This window comes from Microcoleus sp. S28C3 (assembly GCF_036700785.1).
Lineage (GTDB): Bacteria > Cyanobacteriota > Cyanobacteriia > Cyanobacteriales > Microcoleaceae > Microcoleus > Microcoleus asticus.
In genome coordinates this window covers 20,617-44,498 of record NZ_JAUBPO010000067.1, presented here as the reverse complement: position 1 = coordinate 44,498, position 23,882 = coordinate 20,617, and the positions used below count along the sequence as shown (strand labels likewise).

The 23,882-nt window shown below is 45.6% G+C and carries 22 protein-coding genes; 7 read left to right on the top strand and 15 right to left on the bottom strand.

The genetic code is table 11. The features are described 5' to 3' along the window. Positions 1-38: 38 nt before the first annotated feature. The 3 genes from QUA13_RS19890 to purS all read right to left on the bottom strand — a co-directional run bounded on the left by QUA13_RS19890 (position 39) and on the right by purS (position 2,370). Entirely contained in the window at positions 39-782 is a 744-nt protein-coding gene (locus tag QUA13_RS19890; protein ID WP_333201224.1) for a hypothetical protein, read from the bottom strand. 291 nt (positions 783-1,073) lie between these two features. Continuing rightward, positions 1,074-1,775, bottom strand: coding sequence for a phosphoribosylformylglycinamidine synthase subunit PurQ (gene purQ / locus QUA13_RS19885; RefSeq protein ID WP_172184858.1), 702 nt, complete (start codon positions 1,773-1,775; stop codon positions 1,074-1,076). Between the two features lie 310 nt (positions 1,776-2,085). Then, positions 2,086-2,370, bottom strand: a complete 285-nt coding sequence (gene purS / locus QUA13_RS19880) for a phosphoribosylformylglycinamidine synthase subunit PurS (RefSeq protein WP_333190389.1) — start codon at positions 2,368-2,370, stop codon at positions 2,086-2,088. A 143-nt stretch (positions 2,371-2,513) separates the two neighbouring features. On the opposite strand from purS, the gene QUA13_RS19875 reads away from it, so the two are divergent. Beyond that, positions 2,514-2,906, top strand: coding sequence for a Fur family transcriptional regulator (locus QUA13_RS19875; protein ID WP_172184862.1), 393 nt, complete (start codon positions 2,514-2,516; stop codon positions 2,904-2,906). Between the two features lie 68 nt (positions 2,907-2,974). Here QUA13_RS19875 and QUA13_RS19870 read toward each other — a convergent pair whose 3' ends face one another. Together QUA13_RS19870 and QUA13_RS19865 are read right to left on the bottom strand one after the other, a co-directional pair. Continuing rightward, the gene (locus QUA13_RS19870; protein ID WP_333201222.1) at positions 2,975-3,934 is read right to left on the bottom strand and encodes an SPFH domain-containing protein; all 960 of its coding nucleotides are present in this window, start codon (positions 3,932-3,934) and stop codon (positions 2,975-2,977) included. Positions 3,935-4,110: 176 nt separating this feature from the next. Then, on the bottom strand, positions 4,111-4,542 hold the full coding sequence (locus QUA13_RS19865) for an NfeD family protein (protein ID WP_172184866.1): 432 nt from the start codon (positions 4,540-4,542) through the stop codon (positions 4,111-4,113). A 334-nt stretch (positions 4,543-4,876) separates the two neighbouring features. On the opposite strand from QUA13_RS19865, the gene QUA13_RS19860 reads away from it, so the two are divergent. Further along, positions 4,877-7,060, top strand: coding sequence for a protein phosphatase 2C domain-containing protein (locus QUA13_RS19860; RefSeq protein ID WP_333201220.1), 2,184 nt, complete (start codon positions 4,877-4,879; stop codon positions 7,058-7,060). A 254-nt stretch (positions 7,061-7,314) separates the two neighbouring features. On the opposite strand, the gene QUA13_RS19855 is transcribed toward QUA13_RS19860, so the two are convergent. Together QUA13_RS19855 and QUA13_RS19850 are read right to left on the bottom strand one after the other, a co-directional pair. Next, positions 7,315-7,899, bottom strand: coding sequence for a calcium-binding protein (locus QUA13_RS19855; protein WP_333201218.1), 585 nt, complete (start codon positions 7,897-7,899; stop codon positions 7,315-7,317). 119 nt (positions 7,900-8,018) lie between these two features. Continuing rightward, positions 8,019-8,348: a hypothetical protein gene (locus QUA13_RS19850; RefSeq protein ID WP_333201216.1), complete on the bottom strand. Its 330-nt coding sequence runs from the start codon at positions 8,346-8,348 to the stop codon at positions 8,019-8,021. A gap of 126 nt (positions 8,349-8,474) precedes the next feature. Between QUA13_RS19850 and QUA13_RS19845 the strand changes: the two genes are divergently transcribed. Next, a complete protein-coding gene (locus tag QUA13_RS19845; protein ID WP_333201214.1) occupies positions 8,475-12,086 on the top strand; it encodes a WD40 domain-containing protein in 3,612 nt (1,203 codons plus the stop codon). A 114-nt stretch (positions 12,087-12,200) separates the two neighbouring features. Here the strand turns inward: QUA13_RS19845 and QUA13_RS19840 are convergent, their stop codons facing one another. The 4 genes from QUA13_RS19840 to QUA13_RS19825 all read right to left on the bottom strand — a co-directional run bounded on the left by QUA13_RS19840 (position 12,201) and on the right by QUA13_RS19825 (position 16,396). Then, complete coding sequence (locus QUA13_RS19840; protein WP_333201212.1) at positions 12,201-13,289, bottom strand: ABC transporter ATP-binding protein; 1,089 nt, start codon at positions 13,287-13,289, stop codon at positions 12,201-12,203. A gap of 186 nt (positions 13,290-13,475) precedes the next feature. Next, on the bottom strand, positions 13,476-14,537 hold the full coding sequence (locus QUA13_RS19835) for a spermidine/putrescine ABC transporter substrate-binding protein (RefSeq protein ID WP_333201210.1): 1,062 nt from the start codon (positions 14,535-14,537) through the stop codon (positions 13,476-13,478). A gap of 51 nt (positions 14,538-14,588) precedes the next feature. Continuing rightward, entirely contained in the window at positions 14,589-15,440 is an 852-nt protein-coding gene (locus QUA13_RS19830) for an ABC transporter permease (RefSeq protein WP_333201208.1), read from the bottom strand. Between the two features lie 110 nt (positions 15,441-15,550). After that, a complete protein-coding gene (locus tag QUA13_RS19825) occupies positions 15,551-16,396 on the bottom strand; it encodes an ABC transporter permease (protein WP_333201206.1) in 846 nt (281 codons plus the stop codon). A gap of 101 nt (positions 16,397-16,497) precedes the next feature. Here QUA13_RS19825 and QUA13_RS19820 point away from each other — a divergent pair, with 101 nt between their 5' ends. Then, positions 16,498-18,009: an FAD-dependent oxidoreductase gene (locus QUA13_RS19820; protein WP_333201204.1), complete on the top strand. Its 1,512-nt coding sequence runs from the start codon at positions 16,498-16,500 to the stop codon at positions 18,007-18,009. Between the two features lie 247 nt (positions 18,010-18,256). Here the strand turns inward: QUA13_RS19820 and QUA13_RS19815 are convergent, their stop codons facing one another. Beyond that, positions 18,257-18,670: a peptide chain release factor 1 gene (locus QUA13_RS19815; RefSeq protein WP_333201201.1), complete on the bottom strand. Its 414-nt coding sequence runs from the start codon at positions 18,668-18,670 to the stop codon at positions 18,257-18,259. 165 nt (positions 18,671-18,835) lie between these two features. Between QUA13_RS19815 and QUA13_RS19810 the strand changes: the two genes are divergently transcribed. Further along, positions 18,836-19,042 (top strand): hypothetical protein, encoded by a 207-nt coding sequence (locus QUA13_RS19810; protein ID WP_190734170.1) that lies wholly within the window; start codon positions 18,836-18,838, stop codon positions 19,040-19,042. Positions 19,043-19,280: 238 nt separating this feature from the next. Continuing rightward, a complete protein-coding gene (locus QUA13_RS19805) occupies positions 19,281-19,703 on the top strand; it encodes a DUF6335 family protein (protein WP_333201199.1) in 423 nt (140 codons plus the stop codon). Positions 19,704-19,796: 93 nt separating this feature from the next. On the opposite strand, the gene QUA13_RS19800 is transcribed toward QUA13_RS19805, so the two are convergent. The 3 genes from QUA13_RS19800 to QUA13_RS19790 form a co-directional block, all read right to left on the bottom strand. Further along, positions 19,797-20,477: a response regulator transcription factor gene (locus QUA13_RS19800; protein ID WP_333201197.1), complete on the bottom strand. Its 681-nt coding sequence runs from the start codon at positions 20,475-20,477 to the stop codon at positions 19,797-19,799. After that, complete coding sequence (locus QUA13_RS19795; RefSeq protein ID WP_333201195.1) at positions 20,474-21,928, bottom strand: HAMP domain-containing sensor histidine kinase; 1,455 nt, start codon at positions 21,926-21,928, stop codon at positions 20,474-20,476. The genes QUA13_RS19800 and QUA13_RS19795 overlap by 4 nt, the downstream gene beginning before the upstream one ends. Positions 21,929-22,086: 158 nt before the next feature. Then, positions 22,087-22,698 (bottom strand): cupin, encoded by a 612-nt coding sequence (locus QUA13_RS19790; protein WP_333201193.1) that lies wholly within the window; start codon positions 22,696-22,698, stop codon positions 22,087-22,089. A 370-nt stretch (positions 22,699-23,068) separates the two neighbouring features. Here QUA13_RS19790 and QUA13_RS19785 point away from each other — a divergent pair, with 370 nt between their 5' ends. Continuing rightward, positions 23,069-23,794 carry a YHS domain-containing (seleno)protein gene (locus QUA13_RS19785; RefSeq protein WP_333201191.1) on the top strand — a complete coding sequence of 242 codons (726 nt, stop codon included), beginning with the start codon at positions 23,069-23,071 and terminating at the stop codon, positions 23,792-23,794. Positions 23,795-23,882 lie beyond the last annotated feature (88 nt).

Sequence of the window (23,882 nt, the reverse complement as noted above, 5' to 3'; positions counted from 1 at the left end):
AAATCCAAACTACCGAAAACTCCTAGAATACGGCTCTCTCAGAGCCTGACTCTCCCAAAATATGTCCGAACTGTTGACAGCATCGCGGCAAACTTTTCTCCTCCATTCGCCGCATCCAGTTTCAGCACTTCGCGGTACGCTTTCGGGAATGCTGCGTACAGCTTGTCCGCGACAAATTCCACGATTTCCGCATCGAAGGATTTGCCCTCGCTGGCCGCGAATTCGTTGAGGAAAGTTGCCCAATCTGTCGCTGTCAATCCGGTAACTCGATCGAACTCCTCGGCATCCACAGAAAAAATCTTGGCTAACTGGTCTTCGGAAATATTTAAACCCCTTGACAAGTCGGCTGTATTCGTGTTAATATCCAGCCAGTATTCAGGAGTTTTCTCGGCTAATTGACTGAGTGCTGTTTCTGGATAAGGCAAATTTTTGGTTTCGGCGATCGCAATTAGGCGATCGGACTTCGCAACCTCTCTCAAAATATAGCCGATCGCCTCACCCGCCGCCTTAATCAAATCGTGATTATCGAGAATCCTCGGATTTTTACTCAACCCTTCCGTCATCCGATTTGCCAGTTCATCAGCGGCCATAGTCTCAGCGATACTACCAGCAATCGCTGCTAAAATAGAAACTCCCCCAAGTGCGATCGGGCCGCCCATCATACCCGCTGCTGCTTGAGTTGCTGGATTGGCGATCGCATTTGAAATAAGTTGCCCGACCGCCATCACCGCACTGCATCCAATAACCCTAGTTTTAAAATTAGCTAAGTCGATTAGTGGCATAAAATAAATATTCTTCTTTTCAAAAGTTGGTAAGCTGTCCCGAATCTAAATTGTATTTTTTGGGCGGGCAAGATGCCCACCCCACAAGAAACTTGATGTATTGTGGAACAGGCATCTTGGCTGTTCATTTTTTGGGCGGGCAAGATGCCCACCCCACAACAAACTTGATGTTTTGTGGAACAGGCATCTTGGCTGTTCATTTTGGGCGGGCAAGATGCCCACCCCACAACAAATTTAATCTACTGTGGAACAGGCATCTTGCCTGTTCATAAAATCCGAGGCAAATATCAACTACAAAACAGCAGCAACAGTTGCCATCAGCAAGCTTTGAAACAATTTCACCCCATCAGTTTCGCCCAACATCGGATCGGATGCCCGTTCTGGATGCGGCATCATTCCTAACACATTGCCTTGGCGATTGCAAATGCCGGCAATATTATTTAACGAACCGTTGGGATTGCCAGCATCGCTAATTTTGCCCGCCTCTGTGCAGTAGCGAAACAGCACTTGATTGTGATCTTCTAACTCTGCTAATGTATCCGCATCAGCATAATAATTGCCTTCACCGTGGGCGATCGGCAAATCGATGATTTCACCCGTAGTATAAGCCGCAGTCCAACGAGTATTACCCCGTACAACTTTCAAAGAAGCGCGATCGCAAATAAAATTCAATCCCGCATTCCGCACCAGAGCACCGGGCAACAAACCAGCTTCAGTCAACACCTGAAAACCGTTGCAGATGCCCAATACAAGCTTTCCTTGTTTCGCGTGTTCCGCAGTAGCCCGCATCGCCGGAGAAAAACGGGCGATCGCGCCGCACCGCAAATAATCTCCGTAACTGAAACCACCGGGAATTACAATGACATCAATATCCGAAATATCGGTATCTTCGTGCCAAATCATCCGCGTCGGTTGGTGTAGTAACCCTTGAGTCACCCACACCACATCGCGATCGCAATTTGAACCCGGAAAAACAATAACTCCAAATTTCATAAGCTGAAGGAAGAAGGAAGAGGGAAGAAGGAAGAAGGAAGAAGGAAGAGGGAAGAAGGAAGAAGGAAGAGGTGTCAACTTAAGACTAAAATCTTATGTTTCTCTCGCTTGTATCAAAGTTTAGATACCCCTAAATTCCTCTTAAGAAGGGGGACTTTGAGTGTTCCGAGTTCCCGCGTTTTTAACAGAGACTTTGAATGCTCTTGTCCCCGCTTTTTAACAAAGACTTTGAGAACCCTCTTGTCCCCCCCTTATTAAGGGGGGTTAGGGGGGATCTCCGGGTTTAAAAACACCCTAGGGGCGATCGCATTTATGTCGCCGCTGTCTCCACAGCAACAGGAATTTCAGTCAAATCAAAGCGATAATTTTCAATAACTGGATTCGCCAAAAGTTGGTCGCAAACGCGATCGAGTTGTTCGCGGGCCTCCGACTCACCAGCAGCAGTCAGCGTCAATTCAACGTATTTCCCGATACGCACGCGCTCAACATTGTCGTATCCCATGTGTTGCAAACCAGACTGTACGGCAGTGCCGGCGGGGTCTAAAACCGAAGGGCGGAGGGTAACATAGATTTGGGCAAGATATTTCTGAGTCACGGGAATGTTGCGGTAGGTGATGTGAAAGTTAGCGCCATTTTATTCTACAACCGAGCAGCGCGCCGATCGCCATTTAACTCCCCCAAGTGAGATAGCCTAGAAATAGGGACAAATTTGATTCCAGCAGATTCGAGAAAAAAATTATGAGAACCAACCACACCCGCAGTCAGGAGCGTATTTTAAACTTGCTCAAAGTCCTGAATCGATCGCTCTCAGCGCAAGATATCTACTTAGAACTGCGTAACAGCGACCAAAGCATGGGCTTAGCAACCGTTTACCGCTCCCTCGACGGTTTAAAGCGAGAGGGGTTCGTTCACGTCAGAACCCTCGCTAGTGGCGAGTCTCTCTACGGTGCCGCCCACCAAGATCAACACCACCTAACTTGTCTGGAATGCGGCGCGTCAATTACGATCGACGAATGCCCGGTTCACCACTTAGAAAGCCAACTGCAACAATCTCATTCTTTCAAGATTTATTATCACACTTTAGAGTTTTTCGGATTGTGCGATCGGTGTACTTTGGCTCAAGAATCTTAAATTTGGTAATAGGTAATAGTTAATCACAACAGTCAGCAGTTAACAGTCAACTGCCAACTGCCAACTGGCTAATCAGCCTTATTACTTTCCCCAACAATCGATCGCAATCCCTCCATCGTAGCGGGAATGCTGCGCGGGTCCATAAACATCACCTTGCTGCTGTCGCTGGTGCCAATTTTTTGACCCATATCCAGATAGTTTTGAGCTAACAAAAATTGTAAAGCTTCGCCGGCATTGGGGTCAGTTTGGAGAGTTTTGCCGATTATTTGCAAAGCCTCCGAAGTAGCTTGAGCTTTCAAAACCTGACTTTGGCGTTCTGCTTGAGCTTTCAGGACGATCGCCTTTTGTTGAGCTTCCGCCTCCAAAATAGTCGCTTTTTGGCGGGCTTCCGCATCCAGAACTTGCGCTTCAGCTTTACCTTTGGCGCTGTTAACTGCTGACTCGCGTTCGCCCTCGGATGTCAGAATTGCCGCCCGCTTCCGTCGATCGGCTGCCATCTGCAATTCCATCGATTCCTGTACAGTTTTAGAAGGGATAATATCGCGCAATTCTACCCGCGTTACTTTCACTCCCCAAGGATCGGTAACAATATCTAAATCTCTGAGCAAGATTTCATTAATTTGAGAACGAGCAGTAAAGGTTTGTTCGAGATCCAGTTGACCCATTTCGGCGCGAATTTGAGTCAGCACCATATTTACCATTGCTGACTGGAGATTTTCTACTTTGTAACAGGCTTTTTCCAAGTCTACAATCCGCCAGTAAACCACAGCATCAACTGTGATAGAAACGTTATCCCGGGTAATACAAGCTTGCGGGGGAATATCTAAGACTTTTTCCCGAATTGTTTGCTCGTAAACGACGCGATCGAGAAACGGCTTGACAAAATTCAAACCTGGTTCCAGTTTTTTGCCGCTGTATTTACCTAAAGTTTCCACCAGCGCTTCATTTCCCTGATTGATAATCTTGACGGAACCTGCGAGGGCTGACCCGCCTAGTGCTAAAAATACAAGTAAAAAAAATTGTTCCACGGTCGCCTCCTATAAATGTTGACTGTTGACTGTTGACTGTTGACTGTTAACTGTTAACTGTTAACTGTTGACTGTTTGTGGACTAATGACTAATGACTAATGACTACTGACTAATAACCAATGACTAATGACTAATGACTAACTACTAATTGTCTGTGATTAATTACGCATTTTGTTTAAGAATGCAATAAATGTTCTGGCAAAACTATCAGAGTAGTGCCTTTTCGTCCCACGACAATTACGTTTTGGTTGGGGGGGATAGTGGCCTTGGTGTCTTCGCAGCGAGCTTGCCAAGAATTCCCCTCATAAATGACTCGGCCGGCTTCTCCGGGGGGAATTTCTGTTAAAGTTTTTGCTTCCTGAGAATCTGCGATCGCCCTTGCCTTGCCTTTTGGTATCAACCGCCGGGACAGCAGCACAAAAACTGTCGAGAATACCATCCACAGGAATATTTGTAAATTAACGTAAGGTAGAACTAGAGAGCATCCAGCTACAGCGAAGGCGCTCAGTCCCATCATAAAAGCGACAAAAGCAGTCGGGAGAAATAGCTCTGCCAAACAGAGCAAAGACCCAGCTAGCAGCCAAAGGAGCGTGGGAGTCCAGATCATAAAAAGAATAGGTGATACTATTTAGATCTTAGATTGGAAATTTAAGATTTAACAATTGCAAACAACTGACTGTGCAAGGGTTTGCCACTTGCGCGCCCTCAGAGCGATTTGTCGCGCAGCCTTACCAGGTTGAGGCCTCCATCCTACTCGAAGTCAGAGTTTAGTAACTTAAATTACAATTTTAGTCGGTGCAGACTGGCAGAAACTACAATTTCTAGGGGCCCAAAGGCAGTTAAGAAATTGATAGGGGCTAAAATCAGTTTATTCTCAAGCTCATGAATTTGGGCTGGCGAATCATATATCTTCAGAATCTTTTTACACAAACTATTTCGATATGATCAGCAGTTTCTCCGAACCCATTTATTGCCCGAATCTTAGCTGTGCCGAGCCCCGCAATACCTTTGGCCGCCAGCACTGTGCAGCTTGCGAAACCGATTTAATTTATCGCTACGTGTGGGCGGTAGGGCAAGCAGCCGAGGAAGTGCCGGCGGGTAAGGTAATAGCCGATCGATACTTTGTCATTGCACCCCAAATCTGGCTCGACAGCCGTCCAGCTTTGCCTCCGAGCGTCCCGGAACAACTGCCGGATACGATTATGCCTTACCTGCATTTGTATCCCCAACGGCTGCATACGCCGGAAGTATACGGTTTTTGTTCGCTGGGGGAAGCACCGGAAGCGGCAGAGGTGCTGTTGTTGGAAAATGTGCCCATCAATAATTTCGGTCGCTTGTATCCTTCTATTTTAGAATCTTGGTCTGGGACAAGCGCCGCGCGCCAAGTTTACTGGCTGTGGCAAATGCTCCAACTGTGGATACCGCTGTCGGAACAGGGAGTCGCTTCGAGTTTGCTGGTACCGGAAAATTTGCGGGTGGAAGGTTGGCGGGTACGCCTGCTGGAACTGCACGCCGGCAATTTTGTGCCGACGCTGCGGGATTTGGGAGATGTGTGGTCAGGTTTGGTGGAATCAGCGCAACCCGAGGTGCAGCCGAAACTCGGAGAGATTTGTCAGTTTATGCGCCGCAGCAGCATGAATTTCGACGCGATCGCCCTGGAACTAAACGATTTACTATTAGAACAAGCCGCTAAATTGCCTCTGCACTTAGAAGTAGTCGGCATGACCGATACGGGGCCGCAGCGCTCCCAAAATGAAGACAGTTGCTATCCGACTGCTGCTGATTTTCAATCTAGCAAAACTTCAGGTGGCGACAAACTAATTCCTTACTTGACAATGGTTTGCGACGGGGTTGGAGGTCACGAAGGAGGAGAAGTTGCCAGTCAATTAGCCGTGCAGTCCCTGAAAGCTTTAATCCAAAATTTGCTCTCAGAAATCACTCAACAAGAAGAGTTGATGACGCCAACAATGGTCATCAAGCAACTCGAAGAAATAGTGAGAGTTGTGAATAATGTGATTTCCGCTCAAAATAACGAGCAGGGAAAAGAGTTGCGGCAGCGGATGGGGACGACTTTAGTGATGGCCCTCCAGTTGCCTCAAAAAGTGAAAATTTCCGAGGATTTGCCCTCGAATAACAGCCACGAACTTTATTTAGTCAATGTTGGAGACAGCCGCGCTTATTGGATTGGCAAAAATTACTGTCAGCGGCTGACTGTGGACGACGACGTAGCCTCAAGGGAAGTACAGCTAGGACACAGTTTATACTGGGAAACTCAACTGCGATCGGATGCAGGAGCCCTGACTCAAGCTTTGGGTACGCGGGACGGCGATTTCCTGCGCCCGACGATTCACCGATTTATTGTCGAAGAGGAAGGCTTACTGCTGCTGTGCTCCGACGGTTTGAGCGACAACGACTGGGTAGAGAAATCTTGGGAGAATTACGGCCCAGAGGTGCTTGAGGGCAAAATGTCTTTGGAAGCCGCGGTTCAGTCTTGGATTCGTCTCGCCAACGAGAAAAACGGTTACGACAACACCTCTGTGGTAGCGACTCACTGTCGGATGTCGCCGGAGAGATTGGTACTGTTCGATCCGGCGGTGGCGTCAGCGCCAGTGTCAGCGCCGGTGTCAGCAGCTTCGGTGTCGCTGCCGATGTCAGGATCTGCATCCCTCCAGAAAACCGGGAGGATGCCAGAATCTCAGCTTTCTGAATCCTCCAAACAGTTGCTGTACCCCGAAACTGCCCCCGCCCCGGAACCAGTTCAAAAACCGAAGCCCAAGCTTTGGCTGCCCCTGGTGGGGCTGTTGGGGCTGATGCTAGTCTTCGCGGGTTTAGGTTTGTGGGTGCGCAGCCTCCAAAACCAGAACCCCGATCCCGAACAACTGCCGCCACCGCCGGAAACTACCGCCCCAACTCCTGCGGATATTCCCTCCCCCGGTGCCGATATTCCCTCCTCCGGTGCTGAGAGTCCCTCGCCCGGTGCTGAGAGTGAGAGTCCCTCGCCCGGTGCTGAGAGTCCCTCGCCGTCGCCAGAACCAACTCCTGCGGAGATTCCCGCGCCGTCGCCAGAACCAACTCCTGCGGAGATTCCCGCGCCTTCCCCCTCGCCGGAAATTCCCCCACCTTAAAAGTTTGCGAGTTTGGGAACTTGTTGGATGTGCATAACTACAAAAGTCTTTCTCTTGTTTTCACCCTCGGGCTAAAAGCGCGGAGGCTCTCAACTCCGACTCGGTAGATCGACATCTTCGATCGATAATTTTTGACTCTTTTTAATCGGAACTTCCCCCATAGGGAGAAATTCCAGTTAGCCTGCGAGTAATGCACCTCTCAAATAGGATTGCGATCCAATCAGTAAGGTTTTAATTGATTTGCGATCGCCAGCCTAGAAGAGGTTATTGCCTGTATTGGTAAACAAGTTAGAGCTCGACACCAATCTGTCGTTAACAATGGCAAATAGGTCATTGCCTTTGAATATTTGCGTATCGTTTGCTGCATTACCAGAAACATTTTGGTTAGACACAAATCGGTAATCTGAGACGCTACCTTGGACCGCAATTCTGTCACCGTCTGACGAGAAAAAATCGCGAATTATAGCATGGTCAGGTCCGCTGTAGCCAAAGGGGCCCTGGGCCAGACCAATGACAAATATATCTGCCCCACCGCCACCGGTCAGGCTGTCAAATTCATTCTCAAAAAAAGGTCCAATGCCAATCAGTACATCATTACCTGCGCGACCAAACAGTTGGTCATTACCACCAAGACCAAACAGTTGGTCTTGACCTGAGCTACCATCGAGTGTGTCATTACCATTCTCACCAAACAGTTGGTCATTATCCGACCCACCCAACAGTAGGTCATCACCAAAGCCACCTGTAAGAGTGTCGTTTCCTCCAAAGCCTCTCATTATGTCATTCTCAAATGTGCCGAACCGGTTGTCATTGCCTTCGGTACCTGTGATGGTTGCCATGTTACTTTCTCCTGTTGTTTAAAGACAATCACCCAAATAGGTGATTGGGAATTGAGCGAGTCTTGTTGTTGAAATTGCAAGACTTTGTTTTGCTATAAACCCAAGTTAAACAATCGGTATCAGTTCGACGACAAGAAAAAGTCGTAAAAAGTCAGGAAAAAATAGTCTGAAAAAGTCATACGACTTTCGCACGAGCGATCGCAAACCGGGTTGATGGACGAAAATCCTTCGCTGCAAACCGCAGTAAGGATAAAAAACCCGGTTTCTTTGGTATTGGTGCCTAATACTAAATCCGGGTTACTTACCCCGGAAATCGATCGCTGTAGGGAAACGGCACTGCTGTGTCCTCTATCTCTGCACTGAAATCTGCTGTAACTGTTGAGAGTGCTATTTTCGGAAAAATCTAGAAAAGTCTTGTTAAAGTAAGAAGACTCAGATTTTGCATCCATAGACTAAGCCGGGGAGACGCCTACCCCACAAGAGGTTAATTTTTCTTGTGTGATGGGCCCTCTTAACCCTTCTAACGCGAATAACCGCAAGATCTCAGGAGACTAAATTAGAGGTGCTGTAAAGTTATGACTGTGGAAGAAGCGCTGAGAATTTTAGATACAGCGATCGCCCCAACTTCCCTCAGCAACATCCAAGAGATTGTATTTCGCGAATCTTGGGAAGGGCTATCTTATTTAGATATTGCAGATCGCGCTGGCTATGACGCTAGTTATATTAAGGATGTGGGTTACAAGTTATGGCAACTACTCAGTGCTGAACTTGGAGAAAAGGTTACTAAAAGCAATCTTCAAGCAGTCATAGGACGGCGATCGCGTCAGACAACCGTCGAATTAGTGAACACAGAGATAGAAAAAATACCACCGCTGCAACTGCAAGTTCAACAACAAGAAATTGCAACGCACCGCCACTGGGGAGAAATGGTTGATGTCTCCACATTCTACGGTCGAAATCAGGAATTAGTGCGACTGCAACAATGGATTGTTACCGACTCCTGTCGTTTGGTTGGCGTTGTAGGAATGGGTGGAATTGGCAAAACCTCATTGGCTGCAAAAGTAGCGATCGCACTTCAAAATGAATTTGACTTTCTCATCTGGTATTCCTTGCGCAATGCACCACCGCTTGAGGACGTATTATCAACGCTGATTCAAATTCTATCTAACCAACAAGAAATATCACTCCCGACATCGCTTGAGGCTCAAGTCTCTCAACTGATGGGGTATTTACGCTCCTCACGCTGTCTTTTGATCCTGGATAATTTTGATGCGATTCTAGGGGGTGCGGATGGGGCAATATCCGAAGCAGGGCAATACCGAGAAGGCTATGAGGGCTACGAGGAAGTTCTCAGACGAGTGGGAAGCGAATGCCATTCTAGTTGTCTTGTTTTGACAAGTCGGGAAAAACCCACAGCTTTGATGTCGTTGGAAGGCGAAACCTCACCTGTGCGAACCTTACCCTTAATCGGGTTAAGTTCCTTGGAAGTGCAAGAAATTTTACAAGCCAATAGCTGTTTTTCCGAAACTGCAACCGATTGGATAAATTTAACTCAACATTATTGTGGCAATCCACTGGTACTCAAAATTGTCTCGACCACTGTTCTAGATTTATTTGATGGCAATATTACCAACTTTTTGGAGCATGGAGCGATCGCGTTTGGAGATATCAATATTCTGCTAAACGGACAATTTCGGCGGTTGTCCGACTTGGAAAAGCAGGTGATGTATTGGCTGGCGATCGATCGAGAATGGATTTCTATAACCGACTTACGGGCAGATTTTGTTTCCATCCCCTCACAATCTAAACTGCTGGATGCTTTGTCATCTCTGAGCAGGCGATCGCTAATCGAGAAGAATGCCGGAAAATTCAGCTTACAACCTGTGGTAATGGAGTATGTTACCGAACAGTTAATCGAAGGATTTGAGCGGGAAATTAAGTCAAAAAATCTCGATCTATTCGTCACCCATGCGCTAATCAAAGCAGAAGCAAAAGATTACATTCGGGAAAGTCAAATTCGATTAATTTTAGCACCGCTGGCTGAACGAATAATGGGGGAGTTGCGATCTAAAAAAGATTTTGAATATGAACTAAATCAAGTTTTGTTTTGTCTGCGATCGCAATTTCCTAATTCTGTTGGATATGGTGGTGGAAATCTGATTAATCTGTTACTTCAACAGAAAATAGAATTAAGCGGCTATGATTTCTCGAACTTGAGCATTTGGCAAGCTTATCTCATTGGTACAAACTTGCATGGAGTTAACTTTGCTAATTCCGATCTGTCTAAATCCGTCCTTACCAGTAATTCAAATGGAGCTATATCTGTTGCCTTTAGCCCAGATGGTAATTTTTTGGCAGTTGGCAACCTCGATAGTAAAATTCGAGTCTGTCGCACCCAAGATTATCGAGATTTTCTCACCTGTGAAGGACACAGCAGTTGGATTGCTGGTGTCGCTTTTAGTCCCAACAATCAAACTTTAGCAAGTGCATCTTTTGACCACATCGTCAAGTTATGGGATTTGGCTACGGGTGAGTGTATTCAAACATTAACAGAGCATACCGGATGGGCAGGTTCCGTTGCATTTAGTCCCGATGGTCGAACCTTAGCTACTGGGAGTTGGGACTGCACAATTAAGTTGTGGGATGTGGCAACTGGTGAATGTTTAAATACGCTTCTGGGACACGCGAATTTTGTAACGGCGGTGATTTTTAGTCCAGATGGTAAGCTTTTGGTGAGTTGTAGTTACGACAAAACTATAAAATTATGGCAGCTTGAAACAGGGGAAATTATTAACACATTGGAAGGGCATACACACATCGTTCGATCGATCGCTTTTAGTCCAGATGGTCAAACCTTGGTTAGCGGCAGTTGGGACTGTACGGTTCGTTTGTGGGATATTTCTACGAGACAATGTTTAAAGATTCTGCAGGCACATACCGATCCTGTCGTAGGAGTCGCATTTAGTCCAGATGGTTGTGCGATCGCCAGTGCCAGCTATGATTGCACGGTGCGACTCTGGGATGTTGCGACTGGACGGTGTTGCCAAGTTATGCAGAAACACTGCGGTTGGATATGGTCGATCGCATTTCACCCGCAAGGTCATACTCTGGCAAGTGGTAGCTTAGATTGCACCGTTACCCTCTGGAATACGCAAACAGGAGAATCATTGAGAACTTTGTATGGCTACAGCGCTGGGATTAAATCACTTGTTTTTAGTCCAGATGGGCAGTTTTTAGCCAGCGGTAGCGATGACACAACGCTCAAATTATGGGAAGTGGAATCTGGTAAATGCAGCAAAACACTGCCAGGACATACAAATTGGGTTTGGTGTGTTGCCTTCAGTCCAGATGGTCAAGTGCTTGCTAGCAGCAGTAGTCGTGGCATTATCCGTTTGTGGGATGTCGCTACGGGTCAATTGCTGCGGGTAATGCAGGAAGGTAAAAGCATTGCCAACAACTTTGTATTTTCTGTTAGTTTCAGTCCAGATGGTCGCACATTAGCAAGTAGCGATAATTTTCATAATCTCCGATTATGGAATGTTCGGACTGGTGAATGTTACCAAATTTTGTCAGATTGTTGTCGTGCTTGGTCAATTGCTTTCAGTCCAGATGGCACAATTTTAGCCAGTGGCAGCGATGATAGGCTGGTGAGATTGTGGGATGTTTGCTCTGGGGAATGTTTCAAAACCCTTTCAGGTCATACCAGTTTGCTGTTTTCAGTTGCTTTCAGTCCGGATGGAAAGATTTTAGCAACCAGCAGTGACGACAAAACGATAAAACTGTGGGATATTGAGTCGGGAGAATGTCTGAAAACCTTCGAGGGACACAAGGCTTTGGTATGGTGCGTCCGGTTTAGTCCAGATGGGCGAGTTTTGGTCAGTGGCAGTCACGATAAAACGATCCGGTTGTGGGATGTGTGCTCCGGGGAATGTGTTAAAATGTTACAGAATGATTCATCTCAGATATGGGCGATCGCAATTTCTCTCGATGGTAAAACCATAGCCAGTGGCAGTGCCGATGGAACTATTAAGCTGTGGGAGATGGAGACAGGAGAATGTGTAAAAAAAATGCGATCGCCCAGGCTTTACGAAGGTATGAATATTATAGGTGTTACGGGTCTAACTGATGCTCAAAAATCAACCCTAAAAGCACTTGGAGCAGTAGAAATAGATCGGTTTACCTACTGAAAAACCCGTTTTATTTGGTATTGATGTGTAAGTGCTATACTCATGACTCCTGAGTGTCGCTATAGTACGTGTATTTGTGTGAAAACCCGTGTCGTGTCTGCCTTCTTCCTGCTGCTATAAAATACAGATACTTTCCGGCGGCACGGCAACTCGAACGCTGTCGCCGACTTGGTGTCGCTGCAAGTCATCTCTGTGCAAGTTTTGTCGGCGAAGGGCGATCGAACTTTTAGCAGTCAACCGCACCGTATAGCGCGTGTCAGTGCCAATATAAATAGCCTCTTCTACTATTCCCGGCCAGCTATTTTCAGCATCATAATTAGCCGGGTAAATAGCAGCTTTTTCTGGCCGCAACACCAGGGTAACAACTTTACCAGCGGGCAAATCTTCTGCTGTCGCAACTAACACGGGCAACTGCTGGTCAACCAACACTATTATTTGACCGTTTTGCTTTTCTACAACTTGCCCGCTTAAAAAATTGCTGTCCCCAATAAAATCAGCAACAAACCGCGTTTTAGGATATTCATAAATATCAACAGGCGTCCCGACTTGTTGCAGTTTTCCTCCCTCCATTACTGCAATTCTGTCCGACATTGTTAGCGCTTCTTCTTGGTCGTGAGTTACATAAATAAACGTAATTCCCAATTTTCGCTGCATTTTTTTTAATTCTAATTGCATCTCTTTGCGCAATTTTAAATCCAGCGCTCCTAGGGGTTCATCCAACAGCAAAACAGACGGCTGTTTGACTAATGCTCTTGCTAGCGCTACTCGCTGCTGCTGTCCCCCTGAGAGTTGGCGGGGATAGCGTTTTTCTACATCGGTTAACTGTACTAATGCTAAGGCTTCAACAACGCGATCGCGAATTGTTTTCTGAGGCAAATTCTCCATTTCCAACCCAAAAGCGGCATTTTGTGCTACTGTCATGTGCGGAAATAAAGCATAGTTTTGAAATACCGTATTTACTGGGCGGTGAAATGGCGGGCGATTTTGCATCGGTTGGCCGTGAATGTAAATTTCGCCCGCTGTGGGAATTTCAAAACCCGCGATCATTCGCAAAGTAGTAGTTTTGCCGCAACCGGAAGGGCCGAGTAAAGAAAAGAATTCTCGATCGTAAATTTGCAGGTTGATGTTATCTACAGCTAAGAAATCTTGACTGCGGACACTTTTAAATACTTTGGAAACGTCTAAAATTTCGACGGCGTGCATTGTTATCTATCCTGCTAGGGTGCTTCAGGGATTAGCCTATAGTTTATCTATAAAATTACGCTGTGCAGACGCACCCTCCGGGTTCTATCTCAGCTAATCAGCATTTAAATTGCTTCTCAATAAATCATTTAACTCTTGTGGGGCGGGCTTTGAGCAACGCCCCACAAGAGTTAAATGTGGAATAGCTTACTTTCCGGCCCCTGCTTTAACTTCCGTCCAAGCTCGATCGTACAATGCAGTTGCTTTCCCGACATCCTGCAATAATTTCATTTTGCCAAACACCTCAGCCGGCGGGTAAATTTGAGGATTTTTCAAATCTTTCGGGTCGATTAAACCTCGATCGATGGCTGTTTTGTTGGGCGAGCCGAAGTGGGTAAAATTGGAAATTTGGGCCCCTACTTCTGGCTGCAAAATAAAGTTAATAAATTTCTCGGCTAACTCTTTTTGGGGCGCACCTTTGGGAATTGCCATGTTGTCAGAAAAGATAATTGTTCCTTCTTTGGGAATAGCGTAGCGGAGATTGGGATTTTCTGTCATCACCTGAAAAATATCGCCGCTCCATTCCATCGTCAGATTTACTTCTCCTTGATCGAGCAGGTTCTGACCGTTGTCGGGGACAAAAGCGGCAATGAGATTTTTACTTTTAATCAGCAAATCGCGGGCTTTGTTAATCTCTTCGGGATTGGTTGTATTTGGATCAAATCCTAAATACATTAAAACTCCTGCAAATGTGTATCTGGCATCGTCTTGCCACGCCACTTTTCCGGTATATTTCGGGTCGAACATCGCCGCCCAACTGTTGATATCGCCCTTGGTGGTTTTTACGTTGTAGCCAATTCCCATTGTTCCCCACTGGTAGGGCAGAGAATATTTATTCCCCGGGTCAAAAGCTTGATTTATAAACTTAGGTTCTAGGTTTTTTTGATTGGGAATATTGTTTAAATTCAGCGGCTCAATTATATTTTCTGCGATCATGATTTTCACCATGTAATCGGCTGGAAATATTAAGTCGTAACCGGGGTTTCCCTGTTTGAGTTTGGCATAGAGTGCGTCGCTGTTCTCGAAAGTGTCGTATTGAATTTTAACATTGTTCTCTTTCTCGAATTGGGCGATCGCTTCTGGGGCGATATAACTTGCATAATTGTAAATGCTGAGAACTTGCTGCTGGTTGCCACCTGTGGGGCTACAGCCGAAAGCCACCGTTGCACTGATCACAAACAAAATTAAGAAAGTCAGCAGGCGTTTCATAGGTTGTGTTAGTTGCAGACGACAATAATTATGACACATAAAGCAAAATGTTTAACTTTTTTGAACTTTAAACGATGATAGAACCAGCAATAAGGAAGCGAACAGCATCAAAGTTGAAATGGCATTAATCGCTGGCGTCACTGCAAATTTTATCATTCCGTAAACAAATAGCGGCAGCGTCATCGAACCGACGCCCGTGGTAAAGAATGTCACGACAAAATCGTCCAGCGACAGAGTAAAAGCCAGGAGTGCCGCGCTGAAAATAGCGGGCCAAATTAGAGGTAGAGTGATGCGCCAAAAAGCCCGCCATTCGTTAGCGCCTAAGTCAAAAGCTGCTTGTTCTAATTGAGGATCTAGTTCCGCCAAACGCGCCCTGACAGTAATAGTCACAAAGGAAATATTAAAGACAACGTGACCGATAATTACGGTAGGTAAGCCGAGATTGAGGCGAATTCCCGTGAGATTTTCTACGATCCGAAATACTAGGGTAAAGAAAACTAGCAGCGAAATGCCGATCGTAATTTCGGGCATGATAATCGGCAAAAACAGTAAAGCCTCTACTGCTTTGCGTCCTGGGAAATGAAAGCGTTCGAGTGCTAGCGCGATCATTGTACCAAAAATTGTGGCTAACACAGTCGAAATAGCTGCAATTAGCAAGCTGTTGTTAAGGGCTGTCACAATTCCGGCGCTACTACTCGTAGCAATCGTCCCGCCTGCATTGCCAAACAAACTGCGGTACCAATCGAGGGTAAACCCGCGCCAAACGGCATTGAATCTGGAGGCGTTAAAGGAGTAAATAATTAAGATGAGAATTGGCAAGTAAAGAAAGGCAAATGCTAGTGCAGCTTGTACCAAAAGCCACTTTTTGCCGATCGCCCGCACGAGTAAATCTAGTTTAGTCATTAGTCAAAAATAGGTTCGCCTGTAGGGGCGGGTTTTACAGACAATCTGTGCCTAATACCAATAATCTCATAAACCCGCCCCCACCCAACTGTAAATCTCAATCTACCTGTTTAAGTTTCGTCAGACACGCGGAAGTAAATTAAAACCGGAATCAATATGATGACCGTCAGTAGCATAGAAAGGGCCGATCCAAAAGGCCAGTCGCGGGCTTTCATAAACTGATTTTGAATCAAATTTCCCACCATAACTGTTTTAGATCCCCCCAATATATCCGGTGTGATGAAAGCGCCGACGGCGGGAACAAAAACTAAAATAGATCCTGCAACAATACCGCGGCTTGTTAATGGTAAAAATACGCGCCATAAAGTGCGGAGATCGTTTGCCCCTAAATCGTGAGCGGCTTCTACAAGTGAAAAATTGAAGCGTTCTATGCTAGAATATAAAGGCAAAACCATGAAAGGTAAATAGCCGTAAATAAGACCGATCGCCACAGCGAAAGGTGTAAAAAGCAAGTTTAACGGTTCGCTAATAATTTGCAGGCTTTGCAAGGCTGTGTTAACTACTCCTTCGCTGCGCAGGAGTATGATCCAGGCGTAGGTTCTCACTAAGAAATTAGTCCAAAATGGAATAATTACCAGCAAAAGCAAAGCATTTCGCCAGCGGGGAGAACGGGTGGCGATGAAGAATGCTAGGGGATAGCCAACTAACAAGCAAGCGGCAGTTGTCAAAAAAGCCAGCCAGAGCGATCGCCCAATTACTCCTAAGAAAAGCCCGCTGAACAAACGCTGGTAGTTGCTGAGAGTAAATATCCAAGTAACACCGCCGTAAGTACCGCGTTCTAAGAAACTGTACAACAGTACAATTAGCACTGGCAAAATGAAGAAAACCATCAGCCATACGGTGGCGGGAAATAATAGCAGCAACAAGTTAGTCTGCTGGCGGTTTTTGACACTCATTATTCACTCAAGCGAAATTTAGCACATAATTCAACACATTTTATATCAAATCAGCATTTTATGAATTATGTCATCATTAATAAATTATCAAGAGGTACGCAATGTCAGCAGAATCGTCAACCCCAAAAATAGTCGTCGTCGGTGCAGGATGGGCCGGTTTAGGCGCTACCTATCACCTAACCCAGCAAGGCTATGATGTCACCCTGCTAGAAGCTGGCCCTTATCCGGGAGGCTTAGTTGCAGGGTGGAAAACCGCCGGCGGGCGTTCCGTAGAAGCTGGGATTCATGGCTTCTGGTATCCCTACAAAAACATCTTTTCCTTAGTCAAGGAATTAGGAATAGAGCCCTTCACGCCTTGGACTCGTTCTTGTCAGTATTCACCCGCCGGATTGGAAGTAGAATCGCCGATTTTTCAGGACGAACCGCGACTGCCCACACCGTTAGGAACCTTTCTTTACACCCGATTTAAAAGGTTGCCATTAGTCGATCGGCTTTCAGCCTTGCCCTTACTCTACGCCGTCCTAGATTTCGACAATTCCGACGAAGCTTGGCGCAGGTACGATCGCGTCACGGCCCGCGAACTATTCAAACAGTTTGGCGTTTCTGCAAGACTGTACCGCGATGCTTTTGAACCGATGTTATTAGTAGGTTTATTTGCACCTGGAGAACAATGTTCTGCCGCCGCAGCTTTGGGAATGCTTTATTATTTCATCTTAGCCCACCAACCGGATTTTGACGTAGTTTGGTGTCGCGGAACAGTCGGAGAAAAAATCTTTCGCCCCTGGGTCGAACGCCTGGAAAAACTCGGTGCAAAAGTATTGACAAACCAACGAGTTACTGATTTGAGTGTTAACAGCAAGAATCAAGTAAGTGGCGTTGTTTGCGGCGACAAAACCTTCGATGCAGATGCAGTTATTTTTGCAGTTGGCGTCACGGGAATGCAAAAAATCATCAGCAGCAGTCCAGCTTTGCAAAGCCGCCAAGAGTTTCGGGATGCGATGAATTTGGGTGCAGTTGACGTGTTAGCTGTTCGCCTGTGGTTTGACCGAAAAATTGACATTCCCCTGCCTTCTAATGCCTGTTTTGGATTTAGTTCAACTACGGGTTGGACGTTTTTTGATTTGAATGCTTTGCACGACGAATTTCGAGCCGAACCGGGAACCGTTGTCGAAGCTGACTTTTATCACGCAAATCAATTAATTCCCCTGAAAGATGAGGAAATAGTTTCCTTAGTTCAGCGAGATTTAGCCACTTGCATCCCCGCTTTTCAGGAAGCAAAAGTAATTGACAGCAGCGCGATTCGGCTGTCGCGGGCGGTAACGCATTTTGCCCCTGGCAGCTATCAATATTTGTTGCCTGCGGTAACAAGTTATGATAATGTATTGATGAGCGGCGATTGGGTTGTGACCCGCCACGGTTCTTGGTCGCAGGAAAAGGCTTATGTTACTGGTTTGGAGGCGGCAAATTTGGTAATTTCGCGTTTCGGAATCGGAAACAAAGCGGCAATTATTCCCGTGGAAGCTGACGAACCGCACATTCAAATCGGGAGAAAGATTAATCAGTTTACTCGCAGTTTGACTAAAACATTCATTCCCGATTTTTGGCTGCCATAAGAAGGAAGAAGTTCGGCAACGGATTCGGTAACGGATTTAACGGATGTCAGGAAGAAGGAAGAAGGAATTTTTTGCTTGAAGCGGTAAGGTGCGCAACGCGCACCCTACATATAGACTAATAACCAATGACCACTGACTAATGATACTATTTTCACAAAAAAATGCAACTGTAGACAAGCTCGAAACCCGAATCTTCATCAGTCATAGCCAATCTAAAATCTAAAATCTAAAATCTAAAATGGCATGACTATCGCCAATAAGGCCGGCCCTTCCAAAAAACTCCCACCGCAATTCCTATTAGTGCAGTTTCTGATAAACTTGCTAAAGAAGCAGGTATGGGTAGGAATGATTTTAAAACCAAACCCAAGAGCAGGCACAAAACTAAAACCCACAAACTAATTCGGTTGAGCAAAAACTGTTGTTGCCAATACTCTAAAAAGTACACTGCTAAAGCTCCCATTCCCACTGCTGCTGCAAAAGGTATCAATATCCCGAGGGAGGAACCGTAGAGAAGCGTCACCCCGTTGCGGATTGCCCGCGATTGCGTGAAACCCCAGGCTAAAAATAGCTCCAGTCCAATCACGATTGAGTTGACGAGGGCGGCAATTTGCAGCATTTCTCGCCAAGGTAAAAGTTTTAAGCGCCGCAGAAAATTACTCACGATCGGCAGATTAGGTAGGTTGCTTTGATTTTATAACAGTTTTGCGCTGGCGATCGACCTTTGATGACAATTTGTGAAGTAAAATAAAGATATAGAGCTGTCTCTTGACAAATTCACCCAGAGTACGTGCCTATTAGTTGTTGGAAGTGTGAAAGGAAAAAAGTTATGGTGGAGAACACTGTCGATTGTGCTGTAGCTTGCGTCAATGGCTGCGTTCTGGGCGACAAGTGCCCGAAGCGGGAATACGCAGAAGCAACGTCCAACTTTATTGAAAATACTTCTCTGGATAAAATGCTAGAAATAGCAGAGGAAGCGGTGAGAAGGAAACGGATGGAACCCCCCAAATGGGTAATTCCTGATTTTCCCGAATAGAATTAGCCTCCCCATTAAAAAGCGATCGCCCTTTTCAAATGGGCGATCGCTTTTTGTATTCCCAATGAAATAGCTGAGCCTAATCAATATATTTCCTGAGATAGAAGCTAAAAGCTTAAATTGCAATTAAGATACCACTTAATTATAGCCATCGGCAATTACTAAAAACAATTCAGTTAAAGCCAAATTCGGACATTTTTAATTTAATTGAGTTCAAAAACAAACAGGAGCAAGTATCGTGGCACAGCAAAAAAAAGGCAATGCAAAAACAACAACAGACCGCGATAATTTGGGCGAATTGCCTCAAGAAATTACCGAATCTTACGGTACCGGCGTCATCGATCAACCGGGATTGAGCCAAGACGACATAACAACCCTGCAGGATAGCAGTTCGGAATACTCTTCCACCAGTTCCCAAATCGGCGGCGAGGATGCCGATCCTGCTGCGGAACAAGAAAGTGCCACTGGCGAGCAATCGGTGGGCGGAACCGCGCCTACTCCAGACCTGGATATGGTTGACGAACTCGGAGCCGCTGCGGGCATAGAAATGCCCGATGGGGCTATGTTGCACACAACAAATATGCTTGAACATCGAGATGAAAGTCGGTGGGAATTAGACCCGAGTTCTGCGGAAGATTATCAGGAACGACCGGATTTCTAGGTCGATTTGGTACAAAAAAATAGGTAGTATAATAGGAGCGGGTTCACCAGTATCCATACTTCATATCCCAAGTATTTGTAAATCCGCCCCTCCTCACTTTTGCTCTCGCAGCACGTATCCAACTCCCCTAACCGTATGCAGCAGGCGTTTTGAGTTACTTGCTTCTAACTTAATCCGTAACGCACGAATATACACTTCAATAATGTTTGACTCGCCCATAAAATCGTAACCCCAGACTTTTTCTAAAATTCGATCGCGGGTAATCACTTGACGGTGATTTCGCAGCATAAATTCTAACAAATCAAACTCTTTGGCAGTGAGTTCAATTAGTTGATTGCCTCGATAAACTTCACGGGTTAAACCGTTCAAAATTAGGTCTTCAAATTGTAAGTTATCGGCGTCATTTTGTTGAGTTCGGCGCAGACGGGCTTTGACTCTCGCGAGGAGTTCTTCCATACTGAAAGGCTTAGTAACATAATCATCGGCTCCAGCATTTAATCCCGTCACGCAATCGGGTACTTCATCTTTTGCTGTCAACATAATTATTGGTACTTGAATACCAGTCGATCGCAACCTTAAACAGATGTCTAATCCAGAGATGCCGGGAAGCATCCAATCTAAAATTAATAAATCCGGCTGAGCATCACGAGCGATCGTTAATCCATCCAATCCATTGGGGGCGACAGTGACGTGATATCCTTCAAGACTAAGTTCAGATTCGATGAACTTTGCCAGTTTAGGGTCATCTTCAACAAGGAGAATGCGATCGCTCATAGCTGCGGATTCCAGACAGGTAAGGTGATAGTAAAAATACTACCTTCTCCCGGTTTAGATCGGAGCGTAATACGTCCTTCCATGCCTTCGATCAGGCTTTTGGCGATCGCCAATCCCAACCCTGTACCGTCTCTAGAGCGCGTCATCGACTCATCTACCCGGTAAAATCGTTCAAAAATCCGGTTTTGATGGGGGAGAGAAATACCAATTCCGCGATCGCCCACATGAATCATCACCTGCTGTTCCCTCTTTTCTAAGACTAACTCAACTGGTTGTTCGGGAGCAGAATACTTGATTGCATTATCCACTAAGTTAATTAACACTTGTTGTAAACGATCCTGATCCGCACAGGCTACAACATCCTCATCATTTGACACCAAAATAATTTTCCGATTGCTAACTTTTTGACTCATTTCGGCCACCTCAGCCACCAGAGTATTCAGGATCACCGGATTCAAACGAAAGTGCAAGTTGCCACTATCAGCCCGTGCCAAATCGAGCAAATCTTCTAACATCCGAATTGTGCGTTCAGTTTCGCCAACCGCTGTTTCCAGCGCTTGTTGCTGATAGTCACTTAAGTTAGTGCTGCGTCGCAGCAAACTTTGTAAATAACCAACTACAACCGTCAGAGGAGTGCGTAATTCGTGGGAAACATTACCGACAAATTGGCGTTGTTGCTCCCAAGAACCAGATAAGCGAAACAACATCTCATTAAAGGTTTGTGCTAGTCCTAAAATCTCATCAGGAGCCTGATGCAGTTGGAGTTTTGCCGCCTGCAAATTATCAGCAGACAAAGTGCTAGCTACCTGACTCATATGTTCCAAAGGATGGAGAGCATGACGAATGCGACTGGCGATCGCCAACATTAACACTAAGATTACCACAATACTGACAACAATTAGACTCCGAATCCCATCATTTAATTGACGTTGCTCATCAGTGATATCTTGAGAGAAATATACCGTACCCAATAACTCATTTTTGATCCTCAGAGTTCTGCTACAGATCACCAAATAGCGATCGCCCACCTGAACAAAAGTCGGCTGTGCAGGTACTTCCGTCAACGAGATCATCTTCGTAATCTTAGAAGATTGCAGATCCATATCAGGTGAATTCACCAAAAGCATCCCATCATTTCGCTTCACCCACACCATGATTCCTCCTGTGGAAGCTTTATGGACGCTTCGGGTTAAGCCAATTTCTAGTGAACCCATTTCACTATAAAGCTCAACCTGTTCTGGAAAGCGTATTCCAATGTATTCCAGGGTTTGTTTATGAGCACCCACTAGATTTTGCGACCTTTGCCAGCCCGCCCAAAATGCCACACTGCTAAGTCCTAAAATCGAGAGTACCAGCAATTCCAGCGTCAGGCGAAACTGAAGAGAAGAGGTAGAAATTCGCTTGCCCGTGAGAGGGTTGATAGCGGCTATGAGTTGGCGAATTAGATTCATTTTATCGTCAGGTAGTGAGAATAATTAAGCATTAAAATGAGTCAAAGTTCAACTAAATAAAATTACTATCGCGTAGAACCGACGAAAATTGTTGCAGCCGCGAGAATCGCCCGTTATATTTGAAATTAGTTGATATTTGCTTCGATCGGACTGCTATCTTAAAAGTTTTCCGCAGTGCCTTTAATCTGGTTAAACTCAAATCGCCGATCGTAATCTGTTACACCATAAAGATTAAAACTAATGGTTGGTTTATCTCCCAGTGCTTCCACATGATGAATCGCATCTGGCATTAAGCACAAAACGTCACCCGGAGCAAGCAAAATATCTCCCACTGTTGTGATTTTATCTGGAAACTTGCGAGTTGGCGATCGCTGCCAAAAAGTATTTTTCTCCTGTCCATCAAGTAGCGCCACCAATCCCCAACTGGCATGATTGTGAATCGGAGAAACTGCACCCGGTGCCCAAGCCACCAACTGCACCGTCAGAGGAAAAAATGGTTCATCATAAAGTGTTTGTACTGCCCAGCCTGTCTCAGAGTCAGGCTCAAGGAGAGCAATTTGAAACCAGGAGGAACTATCTAACAACCTGCGGACAAGGGGACAAATTGCCTGGAGTCGTAAATAATCATCACTAATTTGGTCTAATACATCTTCCAAGTCAGTTAAAAAGCGGTAAAGTCGGTAGGGATGGGTCAAATCTTCAATTTGACTTGTAGCCTCAAAAATATTACACAGTCCATCATCAGTCACTAACCAGTCTTGTCCTGTCATAATTTCTCAACTCGCGGTTAAATTACTGCACTACTAAGTTTCTCATCAGCAATCTTGGGTTCAGCAACGAGGTATCTACCAAGAAACCGGGTTTATAAGCCAAAACTGTATAAATCCTGTAAAGGATAGTCAGGATTAATCTCCACTCTATAAGACATTCGGGGTAACTAGATGATGCGTTCCTAATTTCCAGATGAATTTTTGCTGAAGAAAGTGGCGTATAAAGTATTCAGAGTTTTATCTCCCATCCATCTCTTCCTCATCTAGCACTCATTTTATTGAGCGTTAATGCAAATAACCTCAAATCTTGAGGACAACAAAAAGCCAGCATAATTGCCAGAGAGCAAGAACTCTCAAGCAAACATCTGGCGTGGAATTACTAACAATTTATCTGGAAATTAGACACATGAAAGTAAAATACATTACCACGATCGCCATTGCCACCATTCTAGGCTTGGTAACAACTAATGTTAGCTACGCCAACTTCAAGGCTTCAACAAACTCAAACTCTACAACCGTTTCATCCAAGGTTGCACAATCCAATCCTTGTGCGGGTAAAGCCAATCCTTGCGCGGGTAAAGCCAATCCTTGCGCTGGTAAAGCCAATCCTTGCGCTGGTAAAGCCAATCCTTGTGCGGGTAAAGCCAATCCTTGCGCGGGTAAAGCCAATCCTTGCGCTGGTAAAAGCAGCACAACAACCGTTCATCCTCAGTTCTACACTGAAAAAGGTGTGGCTCTTGATGGTCAGGATGTCGTAGCCTATTTTACTCAAAGCAAATTAGTTATGGGAGTTAGCCAATTTAAACATAATTGGGGTGGAACAACTTGGATGTTTGCTAGTGCAGCAAACCGTGATATGTTTGCTCAAAATCCTGAAAAGTACGCTCCTCAATACGGTGGATATTGCGCCCAGGCTACCAGTGAAGGAAATCTTGTTGTCACCCAGCCTGACGCCTGGAAAATCGTTAATGGGAAGCTTTATCTCAACTACGACAAGAAAGTACAAGCACAGTGGATGGGGGATATCCCTGGTCACATTGCTTCAGCAAACAAAAATTGGCCTGCTATTCTGAATAACAAAGAACTGTTGCGCTAAGCTGAAAGTGATGCAGGCAATTAGTTGCCACTAACCACCACTGACATTACCGCCAGCAGTTTTCATTTCCCTGAGAACAAGGTAATTG